Here is a 21,137-nt window from a genome sequence, read left to right as displayed (position 1 = left end):
CGACGCATTCCGCGGCATGTCGCCCATCGCGGGAATAAACGGGCTGGTTTCCCGGTATGTCGATCACGCACTGGAGGCATCGAGAGGAGGCGCCAATGCACGACAGGGAGAGGCAGACCGGGGACACGCCGGGCCGGGCGCAGCGCGATCGCGAGGGCGCCTCGAACGCGAGCGGGGCGCAGCGGTCGTCGTGGTTGCGGGAGGGCGGCATGCGCCCGCCACGGAGCAATCGTGCCTTGCATCACGCACCGCTCACGCACGACCCCGACGACGGTCGACCGGTGTCGGCGCATGACCTGATGCGCAAGACCGCGCGGAGGCTGCAGCTCGGGTCCGGCATCCTGCTGTGGCTCTATATTTCGATTCACATGATCAATCACGCGCTCGGCATCTGGTCGATCGATATCGCCGAGCGCGGGCTGCACCTGGCGATCGGGCTCTGGCAAAGCCTGCCTGGAACGATCGTGCTGTACGGCGCGGCCGGCCTGCATTTCGCGCTGGCGATTCGCACCATTTACGGCCGCCGGCACTGGTCGCTGCCGCCCGCCGAATGGCTGCGTCTCTGGGCGGGACTCAGCCTGCCCATGCTGTTGATCCGCCATGTTGTCGGGACCCGCGTAGCAACCTCGTTTTACGGCTTCGAACCCAACTACGAGCGGGTCATCGTGTCGCTCCTCACGAGCGGCACGCAGGGGCTGCAGATCGCGCTGCTTGCACCGGGGTGGGTGCACGGCAGTCTCGGGTTGTGGTTTCATCTGCGCCGGCGTGCGTTGTTTCGTCGCGCAAGGTTCGTGCTGCTGGCCTTGCTCGTCCTGCTGCCCGTGCTGTCGGCGGCGGGCTTCGTGCAGATGACCCGTGCGATCGTGCCGGAAAGTCTTGCCGTACCGGCGCCCGATGCGGCGCTGGTCGCGCATCGCGCCGCGCTCGACAACTGGCGGCATCTGCTCGTCGCCGGTTATCTGTCGCTGATTGCGATTGCCTTCACCGGCGGTCAGTTGCGAAACCGGCTTTTCGGTGACGATCCATCCGCTGAGCCGCGGCGAGAACCGACGCGTGAATGAATACCGTGCTCTCGCTCGCGATTCGCGCATGCCGGCTGCACGCGCATCGGCGCAAGCCGGACAGCTAAAGTCTGCTGACAGAATCTGGCAGGGGCTTCGGCGATACTGTGCGTTTTCGCACCCGATGATCCGCGACGCGCGTCGGATCTCCACGTCATGACAACCACTCAAGTTCCCGTCCCGTTGAAGGAGTCGCTGGGGAAGCGGCAATTCCATGCGCTGTCCGACGCGCTGCATTCGATCGAGCCTGCCTTCGACCGGTCGGCATTTCTGGCCACGGTGCTCGAAGGCCTCGACGGCTTGACGTTGATGGAGCGCGTCAGGCGCGCCAGTCTCGCGATCGACACGGGCGCACGGCCGCTGCCGGGCGGGTACGATGCCGTGCTGGCGTTGTTGCAGGAGGCCGCGCCGCGATTGGGCCGGGGTTTCGTATCGCTCATCGCGCCCGATTACGTCGGGCAGTACGGACGTCACGCGTTCGACCGTTCGATGGACGCGCTGAAATACTTCACGCCGTTCGGCACGTCGGAATTCGCGGTGCGCGAATTCCTGCGCATCGACCTGGCGCGTGCACTCGCGACGATGGAAGCCTGGTCGCACGATGCGGACGATGCCGTGCGCCGGCTGGCGAGCGAGGGAAGTCGCCCGCGTCTGCCCTGGTCGTTCCGGCTCCGCGAGATCGAGGCCGACCCGTCGCTGGCCGCGCGGATTCTCGACAACCTTCGCTCCGACCCGAGCGCCTATGTGCGCCGCTCGGTCGCGAATCACCTGAACGACGTGGCGAAGACGCATCCGGTGTGGGTGCTCGATCGGGCCGAACGATGGGGCGGCGACCATCCGCATACGCGATGGATCGTCCGTCATGCGCTCCGCACCCTCGTGAAGCAGGGCAATGCGCGAGCGCTCGCGATCCTGGGTGCCGACAGCGCGCCGCGTCTGGAAATCGGCCCGTTCGGCGTGACGCCCGCGCAGGTGGCGCTCGGCGAGTCGATTACGCTCGCGTGCGAGCTGCAATCGACGGCCGAGACCGCGCAGCGGCTCGTCGTCGATTACCGTATCGCGTATGTGAAGCAGAATGGCGACGCGTCGCCGAAGGTGTTCAAGCTGAAGGGGCTGACGCTCGAACCCGGGCAGCGCGTCACGCTGCAGCATAGTCGTCCGATGCGTGATTTCACGACGCGCCGGCACTATGCGGGCCGGCACGAGGTGGAGCTGATCGTCAACGGTCAGGTCGTTGCGCGATCGTTTTTCGAGCTCGCCGTGTGAGTCAATTCAGTGCCTGCGCAAAGGCAGGCGGCTTGCGCTATTGCACCAGTACCGCCTTGACGCAAGCCGGACCCGGTGGCTCGCCGTTATCGGAGCGTGCGTCGATGGCGTAGACCGAGACATGCATGCGTTGACGCTCGAAAGCATCGAAGAGCCACCGGCCGTGTTCGCCATAGTGAGGGTGACGACTGAACCCCATGGACTCCAGTGCCTCCGTGAACCGGGCGAAGTCGGGCTCGCACGCCGGCAACGGGGAGGCCGGCGCGCCGGGAATCGGATCGAACATCAGATCCACACGCGTACCGGTATCACCGATCGTCAGCCGCTGGAGACTGAATGCCCAGTTGCCCGGCAGGCGTTGACCATAGCCGAACTGATCCTTGTCGATCGCTTTGGTCTGCACGCCAAAGATGCGGTGTACCGTTTCGGGCGTGATGTCGGTCACCTGGCTGCTGTCCTGAAGCAGCGCCAGCATGCGTTGTAGCGCCTGCGTCGTGCTCAGGTTCGCCGGCGCCCGGGATTCGACGGGCGATTCGCCTGCGCGGTCCGGCGCGGCCGAGTCCGCGAGCTGTCCGTATACGCAGTCAAAGGGCAAGCAAAAACTCAAGGCCGCCACGACAACCCCCGACGTGCGGAACAGGCTGCGGGCAATGGGCGGTTTGGCGGTCATGGCAATGTCCGGCGCGATGTTCGGGGCATGCGTCTAACGCACGCCAAGCGAATAGTCCTGGCCGTACACCGAGCGAAGTTCTCCCGGCTTGCCCAGGAGCCTGAGCGGGCGATACCTGGCATTGGACAGGATGCGCGTGGCGCGCGGGTAGAACCCCGGGTCGGAAGCCAGCCCCCTTACGTGCGCCATGTCGGCCGCGATGCGCGTGAGCGTGTAGCGCGTCAGGTCGCACTGGATCTGGCCGCCGGCGATCTCGCAGGCTTGCTTGTCGTAGTCCGCGTTGGGCGGGGTAGGGTACAGGCCGTCGATCACGATGGCTTCGCCCGGCGCTACGCTGAACGAAGCAAATTCGCGCTTGAGCCTGGTCGAGACTGCCAGCCCGTCGACGGATTTCTCGCGGGTGACGGTCTTCCATCCCGCAGGCTCGGTCATCTCCGACACCGTGCTCTTTTCCGTCGCCCAGAATGCGCAGCCGCCGCTCTGGACGAAGACCGACGAGCAGTACGTATTCGTGACCTCACGGTCACGATACTGCGCGTTGAACCATTCCTGCGACTGGATGAAGTCGGTGTTCTTCTTGGGCAGCAAGGCGATCAGCCCCAGCGACGAGCTGCCCGGCTTCTGCCGGGTGCCGAGTTGCGACATCGCCTCGGAGGTCGTTTCGTAGGTGTTGCCGGCGACGGTGTACGTGCCCGGATTGACGATGTAGACGAAGTACTGGGCGTTGCCCGCCACGAAGGTCGATACGTAGCCGTGCAGCCCCACTTCGGTGAAGGGTTCGTCCGGCCCCACGCGTATCACGTCATGGGCATCGGCCCTGTTTTGCCAGATGGTGGTGGCCGTCACGTCGGTACGGAACGCCCATTTCCTTGGGTCGATCGCCTCGTTGCTGGTGTATTTTTTGTCGAGGTTGATCGCGGGCACGATCACGAGCGACTTGCCGGCCACCACGGCGCGGTTGATCAGCCAGTCGATGCCGGTGTGCCAGCTTTCCAGCTTGCGCTCGCGGGGAAGCGCCGGGGGCGCTTTCGATTCGCCCGGTGGTGCTGCCGTCATGGCCGCGACGAGCGTGCAGATTTCCTTGCGCAGCGTTTCGTCGTCCATCTCCTGCTTCGGGTTGAGTCGTGCGACCACGGAGATCACGCCCAGCGCCTCCTCCAGCATGAAGCGGATCGGGAACGAGCGCTTCTCTCCCTGTTCCGGGAGCGGCTGGACGATCGTGACGTCGGTCAGCGTGCCGTATCGTTCGTTCGACGTCACGCTCAGCTTTGCCGCGGTGGCGGCTTGTGTCAGCCGCGAGGCCGCGTCGGCCGGGTTCAGCGCCTTGATCGGCAACCAGGTGGTGTAGTGGCGGCCCGTGACGCCATCCAGAGCGGGGCGGAAGTTATAGGTGCAGGTGGTAAAGGCGGGCGCGCCGAGAAACGCGTCGCTGGACGACGCGGGCGCCGTGGCGGCCACGCCTGAGCCCACTGCGTTGCGGCTCATGTCGACGCGGTCGAGCATGCCGCACATGCCGCCCCGGATGGCTTCGGGTGCTGCCTGCATGCCCGGGGGCAACGTCGTCGCCACGGAAATGGTTTTCGTGTCCTGATTGGCCGTCAGCGTAATGGCGAAGCCGCGTGCGCGGTCGCTTTGCTTTTGCTGGATGGTCAACTGGCCCGCCGGGCCGGTGTAATTTTCGTCGCCGATCACGAAGCCGTCGCTCGCGGCAATCTGCTTGAGTTGCGCGATGGCGTTGCGTGCGTCCAGTCCCGGCACCGTGGAGAAGGTCGAGAAGCGTGTGCCGGTGCCGGTGTCGGCTTCACGCCTGAAATTGGCCTCGCAACCGGCCGCAGCCGCGGCGTGGTGCCAGCCGAGACCCAGCATCAGCCCGGCGAAGGCCAGGCGCAGGCGTGCGGAACGCATGGTGCTGCGTTTCCCGTGTAGTGATGGCGTCACGTCGATGTCCTCCAGTCGATCAGCAGTTCAGGTGTGCGGTCGAGCGCTCGACGCCTCGCGGTTTCGGCTGCCGTTGCGGCCGCGGGCAGGTGTCGTCATGCTCGGCGCATGCGAGCGGCGCGATGTCGAGGCGCGCTGGCTCAGGCGTCGACGCGCTTGCACCGCATGCTCGTGATACGTTGGTCCGGCCTGTTGCGGTAGAACACGAAGGTGGTTGCCCCGGGGCCGTGATTGCCGCCATCTTCGTCGACGTAGGTTTCGGCAAACACCGGTACGGCCGCGTTGGCGATACTGACCCGGTAGAACACGTTCTTTTGCGTGTTGGGTGCGGTGGTGCCGTAGTCCCGCGCGCAGCTGCCGGCGATGCGCTTGACCGCGGCGCCTCTGCCGAACTGGCGCAGCAGAATGTCCTGCGTGTCGTCGTTCGGGTAGAACTTCCGCAGCACGATCGACAGGACGGCGGTCGCATTGCCGTTGAGTACGACGCCGACGTGGCCTTCGTTGTCTTTTTTGACGCCGGCGCTCTCGCCGACCTTGCCGTCCGGCATGTCCACCTCGCCAAAACCCGCGAGCAGCAGGCTGCCGCCACGGTAGCGCGTGGCCTCGCGGGCGTTCGTGTCCGGATTGACGAGCGGCCCGGCGTCGTCCCAGTGCACGCCGGTGACGCTGTCGAACGCTGGCCAGGTCGCCGGCTTCACCCCGCCGAACACGCCCAACAGCGCCTGCAGCGGCAAATCCGCGGCCATTGCCGGCTCATGGGGGGCAGGCCGGGATGCGGCGGACGCAGGTGCTGTCATCGGGCGGACGGACGGCGTCGCGCGCTCGCACGCGTTCAGGCCGACCAGCAGCGCGCAAGCGGACAGCGCACGCAAGACTTTGGCCGAGGTTCGCATGTGCAGACGTTGCATGAGGCGCTCCGCATTCATGGAGGGCGCGGCCGGGCAGCGCGGCGGGCGATGGGAGATCAGCGGCACTTGACGTCGTAGTCCGTGACGGACGGGAGGGCGCCTTCGCCTACGGTGGTCAAGGTCAACTTGCCGGCAGGGCCCGTGTAGCCGAAGTCGCAAAAGGCGAGCCCGGTGCCCGCGCAGGACTCGGTCTCGACAATGCCGCGCCTGACCAGGGCGGACTGCCGCGGCTCTCCGCTGGCGCCGCCTCGCACCGGATTCCACCCGTTGGCGATCAGTGCCTTGCGGGCCTTGTCGATCGGCATGTTGTAGACGTTGGGCACCTTCGCGCGGCCTTGGCATACGGCGTCTTCGTCGGCCACCCTGGACAGGCGCAGCGTGCCGTCGCGGTCGACGTGCAGGTCGCCGGCGGGCGAGGGGGCGATGTCGCCATCCCAGATGCGCACGGCGCCGCTCTCTAGCGGGGCCAGTCTGCCGATGGCGGTATCTTCCGCCGATTTCCCATAGGCCAGCGCGATCAGCCTGCCGTTCTCGAACACGGCCACGTTGCCTTGCGTGATGCTGCAGGTGCCGCTGGTCGCTGCCTCCATCTGGCCCGCGAAGCTGATCGCGCGGTAGGGTCCCAGCGGCATGTCCGACATGACGGCCCAGCCTTGCGCTGCCACCAGCCTGGCCGCTGCCGATTTCGGCTGGATGACCAGTTGCGAGCAGTCTCCGCGATCGTTGGCGCTACCAGCCATGGGTAGATTCGCGAGCGGCTTCATGCGGATGTCCTTCAACTCGGACACGACGCGTGGCGCGGATACGGTCGTTTGTGCGGCGGCCGGCACGGTGAGCGCAAGGCCGAGCATCAGGCCGGCGCCATACAGGCAGCTCGATGCGAACGATGCGGCGAAACGAGGCGGAAAGGAGGCGCGCGGCATGGCGGAGAAATCCGTAGAGGTCGTGGAAGCGGGCTACGAGGTACGGTGCGTTTGTGTTTGCCTGTTGCCGGCATCGCGAGAGGGAATGCGTCGCCGGGTAACGTTTTTATGAAGCGCTTCCGCTTCCCGAATATCAGGATCGGAAAATATATTCAAAGGCAATAAAGCGGAGACCGTTGCGCATGCACCGGCTGTTTCCGCTTCGACATTCGGGATTCTAGTCAAAGTAGATCGACTAGTATACATTCGTCATATCTTGCTTCCCGATCCGTAAAGACAGGCACCTGTTGCCCGGCAGGAGGCGACGCCGAATCCGGTACAGGCAGGATTTCACCATGACGCTGAAAGCCGGTATCGATGAAATCGCCCGGAGCCTCGACGGATTGCATCCGCCCTGGTTGCCCGCGTACGACCTGCGGGCCTATGCGGCGAAAGTGGATTCGGAATGCGGATATGGCTCCGACATGATGGTCGCCATCGACATCAATACGAGAATGTTCGAGGAGATTGTTGCATTCGTGCATGTGTGCGGCGCGTTTGCTTCGCTGCAACCGTCCACTGCGCGGCAGTACGCATGCGTGCGCAATGACAGCGCGGAAATCGACGACGTGCTCGCACTCAATGCTTCCCGGGCATGTCCGACATACACGGGGTTGCTGAAGTCGCTCGTCGATCGGGGCATCGTCGTGCGATGTGCGCTGGATTGATGTTCCCCCCCAATGAGGGCTTGGTGCCGATTCAATCTGTACTGCGACGCATCGCGTTCGCAGTTGCGATCGGCACCGGGCCAAAGATGACCAAGCCTTTCGGACGCCGTGCCATGCAGACAAGCGTATTCAGGAAACCCCCCGTTTTGTTCGCCTTGGTCAACCAGGCGCTCGCCCGCATCCCGCGTCGACGCCGGACGGCTCTTGGCGCGACAGTCGGGTTATTGCTGGCCGCCAGCGTGTTTTCGGGGTGTGCGCCCCTGTCGGCGTCTGCGCCGACGGATCCTCAGCAACGGCTTGCCGCAGAGCAGCGAAATGCGAATGCGTTGTATAGCCAGAAGGTGTTGGCTTACAAGCCGATGTTCGAGAATCCTGGCGGCTATGGGCGAGCGCAGATACTGGACGCGTACGAGGCGGTCCTCCAGCAGTACTCCGTCGCTGCAATCACGTATGTCCGTACCATCTATCCCGAGGCTCGACAGACGCTTCCGCCTGTCCTGCAGCCATTGCCGGCGCCGTCGGGGCCGGTCACGCTGGCGGTCGTCAATCGCGACTACGAGCATGTGCTTGGAATGGGCGCTGCGATGTGGGAGATGGATATGGCGGCGAACTTCGGCCGGCCGTCCCGGTTCCCGATACCGAAATACACCGGCCCGGTGCTCATCATGCCGCCTACGCCACCGTTTCCGCCCCTGCAGGATGTTCGCGATCCGAAGTTCGCACGGCTCGTGGCCATGACGAAGAAACTGGACGATGCGCAGAAGGCGGATCTGGCACGAGAGCATGCCGCGATCGAACAGCAGTATGCCGAGCAGGCCGCGTGGCGGGCTCGACACCCGACGGGTCAGTACGATCACATCGATCCGAGAACCGGACTACCGTATGCGGCCCCGCAACAGGAGACGCAGCGATGGTGCATGATGAACGGCGGCCGGGTGCCTTGCTGAGACTGCCGCGAGCAGGGGCATGGCGGCCACGTGTTTGACGCCCTGCAAGGCGTGGTCGTACCGGCAGCCTGCAACGCTTGCCCTGCAACCTGAAGAATCGGTGCTGACGGTGGTGCTAAGATGCCGCCCCGTAGTCAGGAGAAGCATGCATGCGCGCGAGCAAACGCCAGCAGGTGGTGGACAAGGCCGGTGAGTTGTTTTCCCGCCATGGCTTTCATCCGGTCGGTATCGACTGGATCATCGCCGAGGCGGACGTGGCTCGCATGACGCTCTACCATCACTTCGCGAGCAAGGACGATCTGATCAAGGCGGTGCTGGAGCAGCGCTACACCTTCATCATGGACAGCATTGCCGCCAAGCTCGAACCCATGGCGGATGCCACTGAGCGCCTGAAGGGGATCTTCGACTGGTACGGTGTCTGGTTTCGCAGCCCCGAATTTGCGGGCTGCCTGTTCGAGCGTGCGCTGGCCGAGTTCGGCGCGACCTGTCCCAAGGTGACCGACGTCGCGGTGCGCTACCGGGACGACCTGTTGGCCATCATGGAGCGATTGCTGTCCGAGATCATTCCGCGTCGCCGGGCACATCAGCTGGCGGGCGTGTATGTGATGTTGCTGAGCGGGGCGACAGCGGATGCGCGTGCGATCGGAGATCCACGTGCCGCCGCACGGGCGTGGGAGGCGGCGAAGGTATTGCTGAATGAGTCGACGGTCGCAACCGGGAGTACGCGTCAAACGCGTAGCCGTCCGGGTTAGGCGTTTGCTGTCGGCCCCCCGCCGCGCGTGCCGGTCGGCGGCACTGAATGTCGGAGGCGCCACTCACACAGCGTGCAGCGCGGATTCGGATCGGCAATCCGGGGCGCGCCGCCATCGCTCGACAGATCCGAGCCCGAGTGTCCAGCTTGCGTCCGGACGGAACGGCGCAGGTTCCGTTTCATGGGGCCGGATTGGAAAGCCACACCAGCATTGGCTCAAGGGGTGGACACGATGCAAAGATAAACGAAATGTGATCCCTCCCTCCCGCAAAATTTTGCACAATGGCGGCAGCGCGGCGCATTGCCGCGATTCGCTCCCCGGTAACCCGGCCAGCCGGCCCGGGCCCGGGGCCGGCCCGAACCGATACCCGACCTTGGCACCGACGTGCCGCCATCCGCCGCCATGGACCAACCGAAACGCATCCTGATCGTCGAGGACGACGCCGACATCGCCGACGTGCTCAGCCTGCACCTGCGCGACGAGCGCTACGAGGTCGTGCACAGCGCGGACGGCGCCGAAGGGCTGCGCCTGCTCGAGCAGGGCGGCTGGGATGCGCTGATCCTCGACCTGATGCTGCCGGGCGTCGACGGCCTGGAGATCTGCCGGCGCGCGCGGGCGATGACGCGCTATACGCCGATCATCATCACGAGCGCGCGCTCGAGCGAGGTGCACCGGATCCTCGGCCTCGAGCTCGGCGCCGACGACTATCTGGCCAAGCCGTTCTCGGTGCTCGAACTCGTCGCGCGTGTGAAGGCGCTGCTGCGCCGCGTCGATGCGCTCGCGCGCGATTCGCGGATCGATGCGGGTACGCTCGACGTCGCGGGGCTGGCGATCGACCCGATCGCGCGCGAAGCGAGCGTGGACGGCGCGCGCATCGACCTCACGCCGCGCGAATTCGACCTGCTGTATTTCTTCGCGCGGCACCCGGGCAAGGTGTTCTCGCGGATGGACCTGCTCAATGCCGTGTGGGGTTACCAGCACGAAGGCTACGAACACACGGTCAACACCCACATCAACCGGCTGCGCGCGAAGATCGAGGCCGATCCGGCGGAGCCCGTGCGGATCCTCACCGTGTGGGGCCGCGGCTACAAGCTCGCCGCGCCGGGCCAGCGGGACGGATGATGAAGCTCACCCTCACCCAGCGGCTGTCGCTCGTGTTCTCGGTGCTGCTGCTCGCGTGCTCGGGCGCATCGGCGTGGCTGCAGATCCGCGCGAACGACATGCGCGAACAGGAAGTCGTGCAGGGGCTGTCGCGTGACCTGGCCGCCAATATCGTCAACAGCGTGACCCACAGCGCGCCGCTGATGGACGCGAACGGGCTGCGCCCGGACGCCGTGCGCACGCTGTTCGGCCAGCTGATGGGCGTGAACCCGAGCGTCGAGGTCTATCTGCTCGACAACGCGGGGCGCATCAAGGGCGACGATGCGCCGCCCGGCCACGTGAAGCGCGACCGCGTCGATCTCGCCCCCGTGCAGCGCTTCATCGCGGGCGAGCCGCTGCCGATCCTCGGCGACGACCCGCGCAGCCCCGACGCACGCAAGGTCTTCAGCGCCGCGCCGCTGCAACGCGCGGGGCAGCCGCCGTCGGGCTACATCTACGTGGTGCTGCTCGGCGAGGCGCACGACCGGCTGGCCGCGCGCGTGGACGCCGGCAACGTGCTGCGCACGACGCTGTGGTCGATGGCGCTCGTCGCGCTGCTCGGCCTGCTCGCGGGCCTCACCGCGTTCAGCTTCATCACGCGCCCGCTGCGCCGGCTGACGGACGCGATGCGCCGCTTCGACGCGAACGGCACGCCCGACACGCAGCCGCCGGTGCCGCGCTCGCGGCCGGGCCGGCGCGGCGACGACATCGTCGTGCTCGAGTCCGCGTTCGCGCAGATGGCCGACCGGATCGGCGACCAGTGGCGCGCGCTGACGCACCAGGACCAGCAGCGGCGCGAGCTGATCACGAACATCTCGCACGACCTGCGCACGCCGCTCACGTCGCTGCACGGCTACCTGGAAACGCTGTCGCTGAAGGCCGACACGCTCGCCGACACCGAACGGCGTCGCTACCTGTCGATCGCACTCGCACAGAGCGCGAAGGTCGGGCGGCTCGCGCAGGCGCTGTTCGAGCTGGCACGCCTCGAATCGGGCGGCGTGCAGGCCGAGCGCGAGCCGTTTTCGCTCGTCGATCTCGTGCAGGACGTGTTCCAGAAGTTCGAGCTGACCGCGCAGGCGCGCGGCGTCGCGCTGCATGCGCGGATTCCGGCGCGGGTACCGGTCGTGTCGGCCGATCTCGGGATGATCGAGCGCGTGCTGACCAACCTGCTCGACAACGCGCTGCGGCATACGCCTGCGCATGGCGAGGTCGAGGTCGCGCTGGAGCCGCGCGGCGACCGCGTGCTCGTGACCGTGGCCGATACCGGGGAAGGGATTCCGGCGGCGCGGCGCGAAGGGTTGTTCCAGCGGCCGCAGCGGCCGATGAGCGGCGGCGCGGTGACGAGCGGCGGGCTCGGGCTGCTGATCGTGCACCGGATGCTGGCGCTCAACGGCAGCAGTATCCGGCTGGTCGACCGGCCCGGGCGGGGGGCGGTGTTCGAGTTCGCACTGGCGGTGGCCGCGCCCGCGACCGGCGACGGGCGCTGAGCGCGGTCACTGCTCGCGCTCAGCCGCCGCGCTTGTTGCGCCGCACGTCGCTCGGCGTCATGCCGGTCCAGCGCTTGAACGCATGGCGGAAACCCACCGCATCGCTGAAGCCGAGCGTCGATGCGATGTCCTCGGTGCTGAGCGTGGTCGTGCTGAGATAGTCGATCGCGAGCGCCTTGCGCACGCTCGCCAGCAGTTCGCTGTACGAGGTGCCTTCGGCTTCGAGCTTGCGGCGCAGCGTGCGCGACGTGATGCAGAGGATCGCCGCGATCGCATCGATATCGGGGAATTGTCCCGGCGTGCGGGTGAGTTCCTGGTACACGCGCCGCGTGACGCCGGCCTGGCTGCGCAATTCGTCGAGCAGGCTCGCGCAGTGCGACGACACCTGCGCGGCAGTAATCGGATTCGCGAGCTGCGGCGCGCGCGCGAGCCACGCGGCCGGATAGCTGAGCACGTGATGCGGCTGGTCGAACGCGATCGGGCATTCGAGCGCATTGCCCAGCAGCGCCGCGTGCGCCGGCTGCGGCTGTGCGAACTGCGCGCGCGCCGGCACGCACCACGCACCCATCACGTCCTTGATGATCGTCACGTGCAGCGCGAACTGCATGTCGATCAGGAAACGGTACAGCGGCTCGTCGAGATCGGGCAGCGCGACTTCGTGCCGGTCGGGAAACAGCCACGACGCGGTATCGCCCTGTTCGACCCAGCGGATCGCGAGCATGCCGTTCGCGAGCCGGTGATATTTGACGGCCGATTCGAACGCGTGCGCGAGCGATTCCGAGCACAGCATCGCGTAGCCGTACATCCCGTAGCTCGACACGTGCAGCCGGTGGCCGACGCGCACGCCGAGATCGGAGCCGTCGTAGCGGCCGATGGCATTGCGCGCGGCCGTGAGGAACTGCAGCGGCGACGTGAGCGTGAACGGGTCCGCGACGGCGGCCGGCGTGAGGCCGGTACCGTCGAGCACCGCGACCGGGTCGATGCCGGCTTGTGCGGCCACGTCGAGCAGCACGGCCAGCTTGGCCGGCGTGAAGCGCTGCTGACGCAACGCGTGGGCCGGCTCGAGGTCCGGCAGGCGGGCTGCGCGGGCGGTCGTCGGGTTCAAGGGCACACTGCGCGGCATGGGAACATCCTGCGTCCGAATCGATATCGTTTACGGCACGCAATTCTGCTCGGGATCGGTCCCATGCGCCACAGGGTTCACCCTGACGATCACGCGACAGGATCTCGCGACAGTCGATGCGCGAGCGCGGTCAGCCCCGCTAGGGCCTGTTCACGCTAATAACGGGCTTGCGCTGGCCCCCAGAAGGGCCGAGCGCAAGGATTGCGACGAAGCGAATACTCGACGTATTCGCGAGGAGCATGACGCGGCGATCGGCCCTTCTGGGGGCCAGCCCCACGAACGAATTTTTCTAAACAGGGGAACGTGCCTTTCCGCCCACATTGCGGCGTCGTGCGTCGCTTGTTTGGCACGGCCAAACGGCGCTCCTTACTCCTTGCACTGCGAGCGGAAAGGCACGTTCGCAAGCCCGTTATTAGCGTGAACAGGCCCTAGTCCGCGCGCGTGCGCAGGATCGCGTCGGCGAACTCCACGAACCCGCTGCCGCCCGGGCCCTGCGTGATCCAGCGCGGCAACGCGGGCAACTGCTGCAGATACTCGACCACGGTGCTCATGCCGGCCGTGTGCGTGAAGTAGCCGAACATCGGCGCATCGTTGGTGGAGTCGCCGGAATAGGCGACACAATCGCGCGCCGCGCCGGCGCCCGCATCGACGCCGAACGTGTCCGACAGCACGCGCAGCGACATCGACAGCTTGTCGTACCCGCCGACCCACCCGATGATCCACAGGTTGTTGATGGTCGCGTCCGCGCCGGCCTCGACCAGCGCGTCGCGGACCCTGTCGTCGTGGTCGCCGCCGGTGCGGGCGTACGCGAGCGACGTCAGCCTGAAATCCTGGTCGTCCGCGGGGCGGGCGGCGGGGACGGCCGCCTCGACCTGCCGCGCGATGCGCCGGAGTGCGTCGCGCGCGCCGGCGAGCGCATCGTCCGCATGCCAGTAACGGCGTTCGACGCCGTGCCCGTCCGGGCCGCGCCGGATGAAAAGGCCGCCGTTCTCGGCAATCACGCCGTCGACCGGCCACATGCGCGCCATCTGGTCGCACCAGCCCGCCGGCGCGGCCGTCACCGGGATCACGCGGATGCCGCCCGCCTGCAGGCGTTCGAGCGCCGTGTAGGTGCGGGCGGACAGGCGGCCGTGATGGGTCAGGGTCTCGTCCATGTCGGTCAGCAGGAAGCGGACGGACGAGAAGGTGTCGGCGGGGGCCAGGGAAAGCGGCTGCATGGTTTCGACAGCGGAATGACAGGCGTCGATTATGAAGAAGGGCGCCCGGCCGTGCCATGCCGCTTGCTGCTTTGCAATTCGTGCCGGGGAATAAGCGGTTTCCTGCGCCGGCCGGCGAAGTTGTCTGGACAAGCGCGCCCGCCCGCGTGTCCGTTTCGATCATCTTTTCGGCCGCCCGGATCATTTTCAAAGCGGCCCGCACGGGCGATAGTCGCCGGTCAGGCGACGGCCCGCGCTTCTCCGGCGTGCAGGCCGTCGTGCGAACGGCGCGCGGCCGGCGCGCCGTCCCCCGTGGAGTGAGACATGACGAAGAGACACTGGACCGGGTCGTATGGCTCGATCCCCGCCGAGATCGATCCCGATCGCCATCCTTCCGTAAGCGCGCTGCTGGACGACGCGATGCACCGTTTCGCCGATCGTCCGGCGTTCCATTCGTACGGCCGCACGCTCACCTATGCCGACGTCGACCGCCTGTCGACGGCGCTGGCCGCTTATCTGCAGCAGGTCGTGGGCGTGCGCAAGGGCGATCGCGTGGCCGTGATGCTGCCCAACGTGCTCGCGTTTCCGGTCGCGTTCGTCGCGGTCGCGAAGATCGGCGCGATCCAGGTCAACGTGAACCCGCTCTACACGGCGCGCGAGCTCGAGCATCAGCTCAACGACGCAGGCGTCGAAGTCGCCTTGGTGTGCGGCGGGTCGATGGGCACGTTCGCCGAGGTGGTCGCCGGCACGCGCGTGCGTACCGTGCTGAGCGTCGGGCGCGGCGATCTCGGCGTCGTCGATGCGCCGGCCGGTGCATGCGACGCGCTGCCGCCCGGTTCGATCCCGCTCGCCGACGCCATCGCCGCCGGCGAATCGCTCGCGTTCGAGCCGGTGCCGCTCGGCGGCGCGGACCTGCTGCTGCTGCAGTACACGGGCGGCACGACCGGCCTGTCGAAGGGGGCCGCGTTGTCGCACCGCAACCTCGTCGCGAACATCGCGCAGTTCGGCGCGATCGTGCCGGCCGCGCGCGAGCCGGGCGAGGAGGTCGTCGTCACGGCGATCCCGATGTATCACATCTTCGCGCTGACGGTGAACTTCCTGTCCTACTTCGCGATCGGCGCGCAGAACTGGCTGGTCGCGAACCCGCGCGACATGGACGGCTTCATCGACGTGCTGAAGGCCGCGCGGCCGACGGTGTTCGTCGGCGTGAACACGCTGTATGCGGGGCTCGCCGGCCATCCGCGCCTGACGGAAGTCGACTGGTCGCGGCTGAAGCTGTCGGCCGGCGGCGGCGCGGCCGTGATCGACGTGATCTCGTCGCGCTGGAAGGCGGTGACGGGCAACTTCATCCGCGAGGGTTACGGGCTGTCGGAAACGTCGCCGGTCGTGTCGTTCAACCCGCAGTCGATCGACACGTTCACGGGCACCACGGGCCTGCCGCTGCCGTCGACCGACGTGAAGCTGCTCGACGACCAGGATCGCGAAGTCGCGATCGGCGAAGCCGGCGAAATCTGCGTGAAGGGGCCGCAGGTGATGAGCGGCTACTGGCAGAAACCGGAAGCGAATGCGGCCGCGTTCACGACCGACGGCTATTTCCGCACGGGTGACGTCGGCGTGTTCGACGAAGCCGGTTTCCTGCGGATCGTCGACCGCAAGAAGGACATGATCATCGTGTCGGGCTTCAACGTGTACCCGAACGAGGTGGAAGCCGTCGCGACCGCCATGCCGGGCGTTGCCGAATGCGCGTGCATCGGCGTGCCGGACGCGCGCACGGGCGAGGCCGTCAAGCTGTTCGTCGTGCTGGCGCAGGATGCGTACGCCTCGGAGGAACAACTCGTCGCGCATTGCCGCGCGAGCCTCGCGGCCTACAAGGTGCCGAAGCTGATCCGCTTCGTCGACCGCCTGCCGAAGTCGACCGTCGGCAAGATCCTGCGCCGGGAACTCAGCCGTACCGACTGATGGCGTCGGCGCGCCGCGCAAGGCCCGGCGCGCCCCGGGCCCGGAAGGCCCCGCCCGGGCCGCTCAAGTACAATGCGAGCGGTTCGACCGACGGGGACGCGATGACCGGTTCAGATGCACTTTCCGCCCAGCCCGGGCCCGGGCGGGCGCTGCCTTCGCCGAGTGCGACGGTGCCGATCTCGCTCGTCAACGGCTTCCTCGCGAGCGCGGGCGTGCAGCGCGACGTGGTCGAGCGCTACCTGCGCGGGGCCGGCATCCCGATCGAGCTGCTCGGCGAACCGCATGCGCGCGTGACGGAGGAGCAGTTCTCGACGCTGTACCGCACGCTCGCGATCGACCTCGACGACGAGATGCCCGGCATCTTCTCGCGCCCGCTGCGCGGCGGCACGCTGAAGTACCTGTGCCTGAGCCTGCTCGACGCGCGCAACCTCGAAACGGCGCAGCATCGTTTCGGGCAATTCTTCCATATCCTGCTCGACGATTTCTTCGTCGAATCGAAGCGCGACGGCCTCGTCGCGCAGGTGCTGCTGCGCCCGAACGACGCGATCGGCCCGATCGGCGCGCTCGGCCAGGAGCTGATGCTCAAGCTCGTGCACGGCGTGTGCTCCTGGCTGATCGGACAGAAGATCCCGCTGCTGCAGATCGAGTTCGCGTGCCCGCGGCCGCGCCATGCGGTCGACCACCTGTATTTCTTCACCGGCTCCGTGGCGTTCGACTGCGAGCGCACGCTGATGCGCTTCAGCGCGGACTACCTCGATGCGCCGATCCGGCAGAGCAAGCGCAACCTGCGCAAGTTCCTCGCGCGCGCGCCCGGCGACTGGATCTTCGAATCGTTCAGCGAACAGCTCGTGTGCCATCGCGTGCGGCAATACCTGTCGGCCGCGTTGCCCGACCTGCCGGTGATCGACCAGGCGGCCGAGCACCTGCACTGCTCGGTGCGCACGTTGAGCCGCCACCTGGCCGCCGAAGGGACGACGTTCCAGGTGCTCAAGGACGAACTGCGGCGCGACATCGCGATCCAGCGGCTGACCGACACGCCCGACACGATCGCGGCGATCGGCGCCGACATCGGCTTCGACGATCCGAGCGCGTTCCATCGCGCGTTCCGGCACTGGACGGGGAGCACGCCGGGCACTTACCGGCGGCGCGCATAGCGCATCGCTTCAAAGGTTCAAGGACCAACGTAGCCGGTTCCCATAACCGGCTCTCTTCGCGCGCTCCCATGGATGGCTCCCATCGGCGGGATGATTTACGAATCGGCGGGACAGGCGGGGCGCCCGCTGCCGAAGCTGCGCACGGTGCTCGCAATCCGGGCGGCGAACTGCCCGATCATGCGCTGCTGCACGCGCACCATGTCGGCATGACTTCCAGGGGCGGCCTCGTCGAGCCGCGTGCTGCACGAAATGCGCGGGCCCGGCATGTCCTGCTGCACGCCGACGACCCAGTCGGCTTCGAACTGGGCCCGGCTCCCGGGCCACGCATCGAAGCGGCGCACCTGCGTGCGGATGCTCATGACGGTCTGGTTTGACGGGCGCGGCAGGCCGGTGACGTTGCGCGCGCCCAGCTGCTCGACGAGCGCCGACGAAAGCGCCGCGCGCAGCTCGTCGCCGAGCGGGGCGATCCAGCGTTCGTTGTCGAGTATCACCGCGGTGCCCGCGCCGCTGCGAACGACCATCTGCTGCTGGTCGAGCTGGGTGGGGATGCCGACCGGCAACACGTTGATCGCGAGCGGCGCGGTGCCGCGCGCGGCCGTCGCCGTCGCGGACGTGGCCGGCGAGACGAGCGTGTAGTAATGCACCGGGTTCGACGCGCACGCGGTCAGCGCGATGACGGCACCGGCGCCCAGGGCGATCGTCCTGGCGCGAATCGGGAAGCTCATGGTTGTCGTGGCTCCTGCTGGACAGGCGGGGTTGAAGTGTCGGCCGGCGCGAGCGGTGCATGATCGGCCCCGGTTCCCCGGAGCAGCGATTCGGGACGGCGGCCCAGCATGTCCGTCAGCGTGCGCAGCGATCGCGCGGTACGCTGGACTTCGGTCAGCGTGTTCGCCAGGTTTTCCTGAAGCGGACCGTCCTCGGCGATACCCTGGCGCAACGCGCCGAACGTCTGGTTCGCCTGGTCGAGCGTGCGCGTCGTCGACGGCAGCAGCTGGCCGTTCACTTGCCTGAGCGTCGCGTCCAGGTTCGTCAGGCTCGAATCGACGTGCTTGCCGATCGATTCCAGCGGCATCTTGTTGATCTTCTCGACGATGTCGGCGATCTGCTCCGGCAGCTTGTCGAACGTGCTCGTGACGGTGGGAATGGTCAGCGGCGTCGCATTGGCATCGAACGGCACCTTCGGCGCGTTCTTCACGAAATCGAACGAGATGTAGAGCTGCCCGGTCAGCAGGTTGCCGGTACGCGTCTCCGCCCGGAGCCCGTGCTCGACCAGGCCCGCGAGAAACTGGGCCGCGCGCGGATTGCCGTTGCCGTCGGTCTTCTGCAGTTTCTCGACGACGGGCCCGAGCCGGTACGGATAGACCTTGACCATGACGATGGACTGGAAGCGCCGGGACGCACGGTCGAAGTCGAGCCGGGTCGAGACGACCGTGCCCATTTCGATGCCGGAGAATTCCACCGGCGCCCCGACCGCGAGTCCGCGCAGCGGCTGTTCGAAACGCAGCCGGATGAGCTGGGACGGGCCGTCCGGCGCGGCCATCGCGGCGGCTTCGTCGACGGCGAGCGTAAACAGCTTGCCGGCAGGGGCGGCCGTCGTGCCGCCGTCTTCCGGTGTCGCGAACGCGATGCCGCCGCCCACGATCGTCGCGACCGACTGGGTTTTCAGCTTCAGGCCGTTCGCGTCGAGCGAAAGATCCATGCCGCTCGCGTTCCAGAAGCGCGTATCGGTCGTCACCAGCCGGTCGTACGGCGCGTCGATGAACACCTGCAGGTTCATGTCGCGACTGTGCATGTCGAGCTTGTACGACGCGACGTGGCCCACCATCAGATGGCGGTAGTAGACCGGCGAGCCGATATCGAGCGAGCCGAGATCGGCGGCCCGCAACGCGAAGCTCGTCCCCGGCGTGCCGTTGATGACGGTCGGCGGCGTTTCGAGCCCGGTGTAGGCTTTGCGCGCCTTGTCGGAGCGGCCCGTGTCCATGCCGATGTACGCGCCGGAGAACAGCGTATCGATGCCCGATACGCCGCTCATGCCGACGCGGGGCCGCACGACCCAGAAGCGCGTGTCGTCGCGAATGAGGTTGCGCGCATTCTTCACGAACGAAACCGTCGCGACCACGTGTGAACTGTCGTCGCTCAGCGAAATGGCGGTCACGGTGCCGATCACGACGTCCTTGTACTTGACGGGCGTCTTGCCGGCCTCGAGGCCTTGCGCGGTGTTGAACGCGATCGTGATTTCCGGTCCGACGGACAACCACGCGTGGATCACCATCGACAGGCCGATCAGCGCCGCGACGAGCGGCGCGAGCCAGACGAGCGAAAGCCGCATGCGGTTGCGTGACACGGGCGGGTCGTGGGGTTCGAGGCCTTGCGGGCCGGATGCAGGATTCATGCTTCTTCGGCGTCCCAAATGAGGCGTGGGTCAAAACTCATCGCGGACAGCATCGTGAGGATGACGACCATGCCGAAAAACAAAATGCCGGCGCGCGGTTCGATCTCGGACAGCGGACCGAACTTCACCAGCGCACAGATGATCGCGACGACCAGCACGTCCAGCATCGACCAGTAGCCGACCAGCTCGACCGCGCGGTACAGCACGGCCCGCTCGCGCATGGCCGACACGCTGCGCCGGCCGGTCGTGACGAGTAGCATGGCGATCGCGAGGAGCTTCGTACACGGCACGACGACACTCGCGATGAAGATCACCGACGCGATGCCGTACGAGCCGGCTTTCCAGAACACCACGACGCCGCTGAGGATCGTCGATTCGCTGTGGCTGCCGAGCAGCGTGGTGCGCATCACCGGCAACAGGTTGGCCGGGATGTAGAAGATCAGGCTGGCGATCAGCAGCGCCCACGCACGCACGATGCTGTCCGGACGACGCGCGTGCAGCGCGGACCCGCACCGCGGGCAGCGTGCCGTTTCGGCGGCGTGCGGATGGGTGTCGGTTGTGGCGGATGCGTGCGCGCGGCAGACGAGGCCGCACGCATGGCACCCGACCATGCCCAGCTGACCGGCGCGTACGGGCAGGCTCACGGGCGGCCTCCGGCGGGTTCCACCGGCACGACCCGGTCCCATAGCTGGCGTGCGTCGTGCCCCGCGATCAGCGGGATCAGCACCATCAGCACGGCCGTGGCCCACAGGCCGGCGCCGGGAATGATCTGCATGAGGCTGGACAGCTTGATGATCGCGATGAGGATGCCGAGCAATCCGACCTCGATCATGCTCCATGGCCGCAGCGCGACGAGCAGCCGCATCAGCGGGCCGAACGCGGGCGCGCGACGCCCCACACGGGCAAAGGCCAGCAACCAGATCAGCGTCGCGATCTGCAGGAACGGCACCACGACGATGGCGAAGGCCGTCGGAATCGCGATCGGCGCGGCGAAGCCGTGGGCCAGCGCGAGCGCGGATTGCCACAGCGTGGCTTCGCTGTGCAGCCCCTGCACGCCGATCCGCATGATCGGGCAGAGGTTGGCGATCGTGAAGACCACGCCGGCCGCGACCGCCAGCGCGAGCCACCGGTCGATATCGAGCCAGCTCGATCGAAACAGCACCGCGGAACACCGTTCGCAACGCGCGACCTCGTGAGGCGCCAGCGCGCGGCGTCGGTAGACGCTGTCGCAATGCTCGCAGGCGATCAGGGTCGGAAACGTGTCCATGTGTTCGGGTGGCTCGCGCATGCGGATTCGATGACTTGCTTCGCAGTGTGTGTGGCGTCGATGGACGTTGTTGTGCGGTTCGATGGAGAAACGATGGAGCCGCTATCGAAACGCGCAGGCCGCCGCGCGGCCTTGCCGGGGCGGCTTTCCGCGCGCGTACGATCCGTTACGGCAACGGCGAGCCGGGGTTCGACGGGAGCGCCATCATTCGCCGGCCTTTCGACGAATCGAATGGGCAGCAGCGCCG

The 21,137-nt window shown here is 67.1% G+C and carries 19 protein-coding genes; 9 read left to right on the top strand and 10 right to left on the bottom strand.

The window, feature by feature from the left end; genetic code table 11:
• Nucleotides 1-95 precede the first annotated feature (95 nt).
• Nucleotides 96-1,061, top strand: coding sequence for a hypothetical protein (locus tag APZ15_RS32575; RefSeq protein WP_370448739.1), 966 nt, complete (start codon nucleotides 96-98; stop codon nucleotides 1,059-1,061).
• A 156-nt stretch (nucleotides 1,062-1,217) separates the two neighbouring features.
• The gene (locus tag APZ15_RS32570) at nucleotides 1,218-2,327 is read left to right on the top strand and encodes a DNA alkylation repair protein (RefSeq protein ID WP_027792325.1); all 1,110 of its coding nucleotides are present in this window, start codon (nucleotides 1,218-1,220) and stop codon (nucleotides 2,325-2,327) included.
• Between the two features lie 37 nt (nucleotides 2,328-2,364).
• On the opposite strand, the gene APZ15_RS32565 is transcribed toward APZ15_RS32570, so the two are convergent.
• The 4 genes from APZ15_RS32565 to APZ15_RS32550 all read right to left on the bottom strand — a co-directional run bounded on the left by APZ15_RS32565 (nucleotide 2,365) and on the right by APZ15_RS32550 (nucleotide 6,766).
• Nucleotides 2,365-2,997, bottom strand: coding sequence for a hypothetical protein (locus tag APZ15_RS32565; RefSeq protein WP_049096961.1), 633 nt, complete (start codon nucleotides 2,995-2,997; stop codon nucleotides 2,365-2,367).
• A 33-nt stretch (nucleotides 2,998-3,030) separates the two neighbouring features.
• On the bottom strand, nucleotides 3,031-4,902 hold the full coding sequence (locus APZ15_RS32560) for a hypothetical protein (protein WP_027792327.1): 1,872 nt from the start codon (nucleotides 4,900-4,902) through the stop codon (nucleotides 3,031-3,033).
• A 173-nt stretch (nucleotides 4,903-5,075) separates the two neighbouring features.
• Nucleotides 5,076-5,843, bottom strand: a complete 768-nt coding sequence (locus APZ15_RS32555) for a hypothetical protein (RefSeq protein WP_138143335.1) — start codon at nucleotides 5,841-5,843, stop codon at nucleotides 5,076-5,078.
• Nucleotides 5,844-5,899: 56 nt separating this feature from the next.
• Nucleotides 5,900-6,766 (bottom strand): PASTA domain-containing protein, encoded by an 867-nt coding sequence (locus tag APZ15_RS32550; RefSeq protein ID WP_136471327.1) that lies wholly within the window; start codon nucleotides 6,764-6,766, stop codon nucleotides 5,900-5,902.
• 335 nt (nucleotides 6,767-7,101) lie between these two features.
• Between APZ15_RS32550 and APZ15_RS32545 the strand changes: the two genes are divergently transcribed.
• The 5 genes from APZ15_RS32545 (at nucleotide 7,102) to APZ15_RS32525 (ending at nucleotide 11,799) form a co-directional block, all read left to right on the top strand.
• On the top strand, nucleotides 7,102-7,473 hold the full coding sequence (locus APZ15_RS32545) for a hypothetical protein (RefSeq protein WP_027792329.1): 372 nt from the start codon (nucleotides 7,102-7,104) through the stop codon (nucleotides 7,471-7,473).
• 86 nt (nucleotides 7,474-7,559) lie between these two features.
• Nucleotides 7,560-8,420, top strand: coding sequence for a hypothetical protein (locus tag APZ15_RS32540; protein WP_027792330.1), 861 nt, complete (start codon nucleotides 7,560-7,562; stop codon nucleotides 8,418-8,420).
• 149 nt (nucleotides 8,421-8,569) lie between these two features.
• Complete coding sequence (locus tag APZ15_RS32535; protein ID WP_027792331.1) at nucleotides 8,570-9,172, top strand: TetR/AcrR family transcriptional regulator; 603 nt, start codon at nucleotides 8,570-8,572, stop codon at nucleotides 9,170-9,172.
• 402 nt (nucleotides 9,173-9,574) lie between these two features.
• Nucleotides 9,575-10,294 (top strand): response regulator transcription factor, encoded by a 720-nt coding sequence (locus APZ15_RS32530; protein ID WP_021162521.1) that lies wholly within the window; start codon nucleotides 9,575-9,577, stop codon nucleotides 10,292-10,294.
• Nucleotides 10,294-11,799, top strand: coding sequence for a sensor histidine kinase (locus tag APZ15_RS32525; RefSeq protein ID WP_027792332.1), 1,506 nt, complete (start codon nucleotides 10,294-10,296; stop codon nucleotides 11,797-11,799). The genes APZ15_RS32530 and APZ15_RS32525 overlap by 1 nt, the downstream gene beginning before the upstream one ends.
• A gap of 19 nt (nucleotides 11,800-11,818) precedes the next feature.
• Here APZ15_RS32525 and APZ15_RS32520 read toward each other — a convergent pair whose 3' ends face one another.
• Nucleotides 11,819-12,922 (bottom strand): AraC family transcriptional regulator, encoded by a 1,104-nt coding sequence (locus tag APZ15_RS32520; RefSeq protein ID WP_027792333.1) that lies wholly within the window; start codon nucleotides 12,920-12,922, stop codon nucleotides 11,819-11,821.
• Between the two features lie 428 nt (nucleotides 12,923-13,350).
• Nucleotides 13,351-14,139 (bottom strand): HAD-IIB family hydrolase, encoded by a 789-nt coding sequence (locus APZ15_RS32515; protein ID WP_027792334.1) that lies wholly within the window; start codon nucleotides 14,137-14,139, stop codon nucleotides 13,351-13,353.
• A 303-nt stretch (nucleotides 14,140-14,442) separates the two neighbouring features.
• Between APZ15_RS32515 and APZ15_RS32510 the strand changes: the two genes are divergently transcribed.
• Entirely contained in the window at nucleotides 14,443-16,077 is a 1,635-nt protein-coding gene (locus tag APZ15_RS32510) for an AMP-binding protein (protein WP_027792335.1), read from the top strand.
• On the top strand, nucleotides 16,077-17,231 hold the full coding sequence (locus APZ15_RS32505; RefSeq protein WP_027792336.1) for an AraC family transcriptional regulator: 1,155 nt from the start codon (nucleotides 16,077-16,079) through the stop codon (nucleotides 17,229-17,231). Before APZ15_RS32510 ends, APZ15_RS32505 begins: the two co-directional genes overlap by 1 nt.
• Nucleotides 17,232-17,326: 95 nt before the next feature.
• On the opposite strand, the gene APZ15_RS32500 is transcribed toward APZ15_RS32505, so the two are convergent.
• The 4 genes from APZ15_RS32500 to APZ15_RS32485 are packed head-to-tail and all read right to left on the bottom strand — an operon-like array spanning nucleotide 17,327 to nucleotide 20,911.
• A complete protein-coding gene (locus tag APZ15_RS32500) occupies nucleotides 17,327-17,956 on the bottom strand; it encodes a PqiC family protein (RefSeq protein ID WP_027792337.1) in 630 nt (209 codons plus the stop codon).
• Entirely contained in the window at nucleotides 17,953-19,623 is a 1,671-nt protein-coding gene (locus tag APZ15_RS32495) for a PqiB family protein (protein ID WP_027792338.1), read from the bottom strand. The genes APZ15_RS32500 and APZ15_RS32495 overlap by 4 nt, the downstream gene beginning before the upstream one ends.
• Complete coding sequence (locus tag APZ15_RS32490; protein ID WP_027792339.1) at nucleotides 19,620-20,267, bottom strand: paraquat-inducible protein A; 648 nt, start codon at nucleotides 20,265-20,267, stop codon at nucleotides 19,620-19,622. The genes APZ15_RS32495 and APZ15_RS32490 overlap by 4 nt, the downstream gene beginning before the upstream one ends.
• A complete protein-coding gene (locus APZ15_RS32485) occupies nucleotides 20,264-20,911 on the bottom strand; it encodes a paraquat-inducible protein A (protein WP_027792340.1) in 648 nt (215 codons plus the stop codon). The genes APZ15_RS32490 and APZ15_RS32485 overlap by 4 nt, the downstream gene beginning before the upstream one ends.
• Nucleotides 20,912-21,137 lie beyond the last annotated feature (226 nt).

It is taken from the genome of Burkholderia cepacia ATCC 25416 (genome assembly GCF_001411495.1).
Classification (GTDB): domain Bacteria; phylum Pseudomonadota; class Gammaproteobacteria; order Burkholderiales; family Burkholderiaceae; genus Burkholderia; species Burkholderia cepacia.
Note: the sequence above shows the minus strand (reverse complement) of the source record. Positions and strands in the feature narration are given on the sequence as shown.

Coding starts and splice junctions, on each gene's coding strand:
- APZ15_RS32570 (WP_027792325.1), top strand. CDS start 1,218: ATGACAACCACTCAAGTTCCCGTCCCGTTGAAGGAGTCGCTGGGGAAG.
- APZ15_RS32560 (WP_027792327.1), bottom strand. CDS start 4,902: ATGCGTTCCGCACGCCTGCGCCTGGCCTTCGCCGGGCTGATGCTGGGT.
- APZ15_RS32500 (WP_027792337.1), bottom strand. CDS start 17,956: ATGAGCTTCCCGATTCGCGCCAGGACGATCGCCCTGGGCGCCGGTGCC.
- APZ15_RS32530 (WP_021162521.1), top strand. CDS start 9,575: ATGGACCAACCGAAACGCATCCTGATCGTCGAGGACGACGCCGACATC.
- APZ15_RS32575 (WP_370448739.1), top strand. CDS start 96: ATGCACGACAGGGAGAGGCAGACCGGGGACACGCCGGGCCGGGCGCAG.
- APZ15_RS32540 (WP_027792330.1), top strand. CDS start 7,560: ATGACCAAGCCTTTCGGACGCCGTGCCATGCAGACAAGCGTATTCAGG.
- APZ15_RS32515 (WP_027792334.1), bottom strand. CDS start 14,139: ATGCAGCCGCTTTCCCTGGCCCCCGCCGACACCTTCTCGTCCGTCCGC.
- APZ15_RS32545 (WP_027792329.1), top strand. CDS start 7,102: ATGACGCTGAAAGCCGGTATCGATGAAATCGCCCGGAGCCTCGACGGA.
- APZ15_RS32565 (WP_049096961.1), bottom strand. CDS start 2,997: ATGACCGCCAAACCGCCCATTGCCCGCAGCCTGTTCCGCACGTCGGGG.
- APZ15_RS32525 (WP_027792332.1), top strand. CDS start 10,294: ATGAAGCTCACCCTCACCCAGCGGCTGTCGCTCGTGTTCTCGGTGCTG.
- APZ15_RS32485 (WP_027792340.1), bottom strand. CDS start 20,911: ATGCGCGAGCCACCCGAACACATGGACACGTTTCCGACCCTGATCGCC.
- APZ15_RS32510 (WP_027792335.1), top strand. CDS start 14,443: ATGACGAAGAGACACTGGACCGGGTCGTATGGCTCGATCCCCGCCGAG.
- APZ15_RS32550 (WP_136471327.1), bottom strand. CDS start 6,766: ATGCCGCGCGCCTCCTTTCCGCCTCGTTTCGCCGCATCGTTCGCATCG.
- APZ15_RS32535 (WP_027792331.1), top strand. CDS start 8,570: ATGCGCGCGAGCAAACGCCAGCAGGTGGTGGACAAGGCCGGTGAGTTG.
- APZ15_RS32555 (WP_138143335.1), bottom strand. CDS start 5,843: ATGCAACGTCTGCACATGCGAACCTCGGCCAAAGTCTTGCGTGCGCTG.
- APZ15_RS32505 (WP_027792336.1), top strand. CDS start 16,077: ATGGCGTCGGCGCGCCGCGCAAGGCCCGGCGCGCCCCGGGCCCGGAAG.
- APZ15_RS32495 (WP_027792338.1), bottom strand. CDS start 19,623: ATGAATCCTGCATCCGGCCCGCAAGGCCTCGAACCCCACGACCCGCCC.
- APZ15_RS32520 (WP_027792333.1), bottom strand. CDS start 12,922: ATGCCGCGCAGTGTGCCCTTGAACCCGACGACCGCCCGCGCAGCCCGC.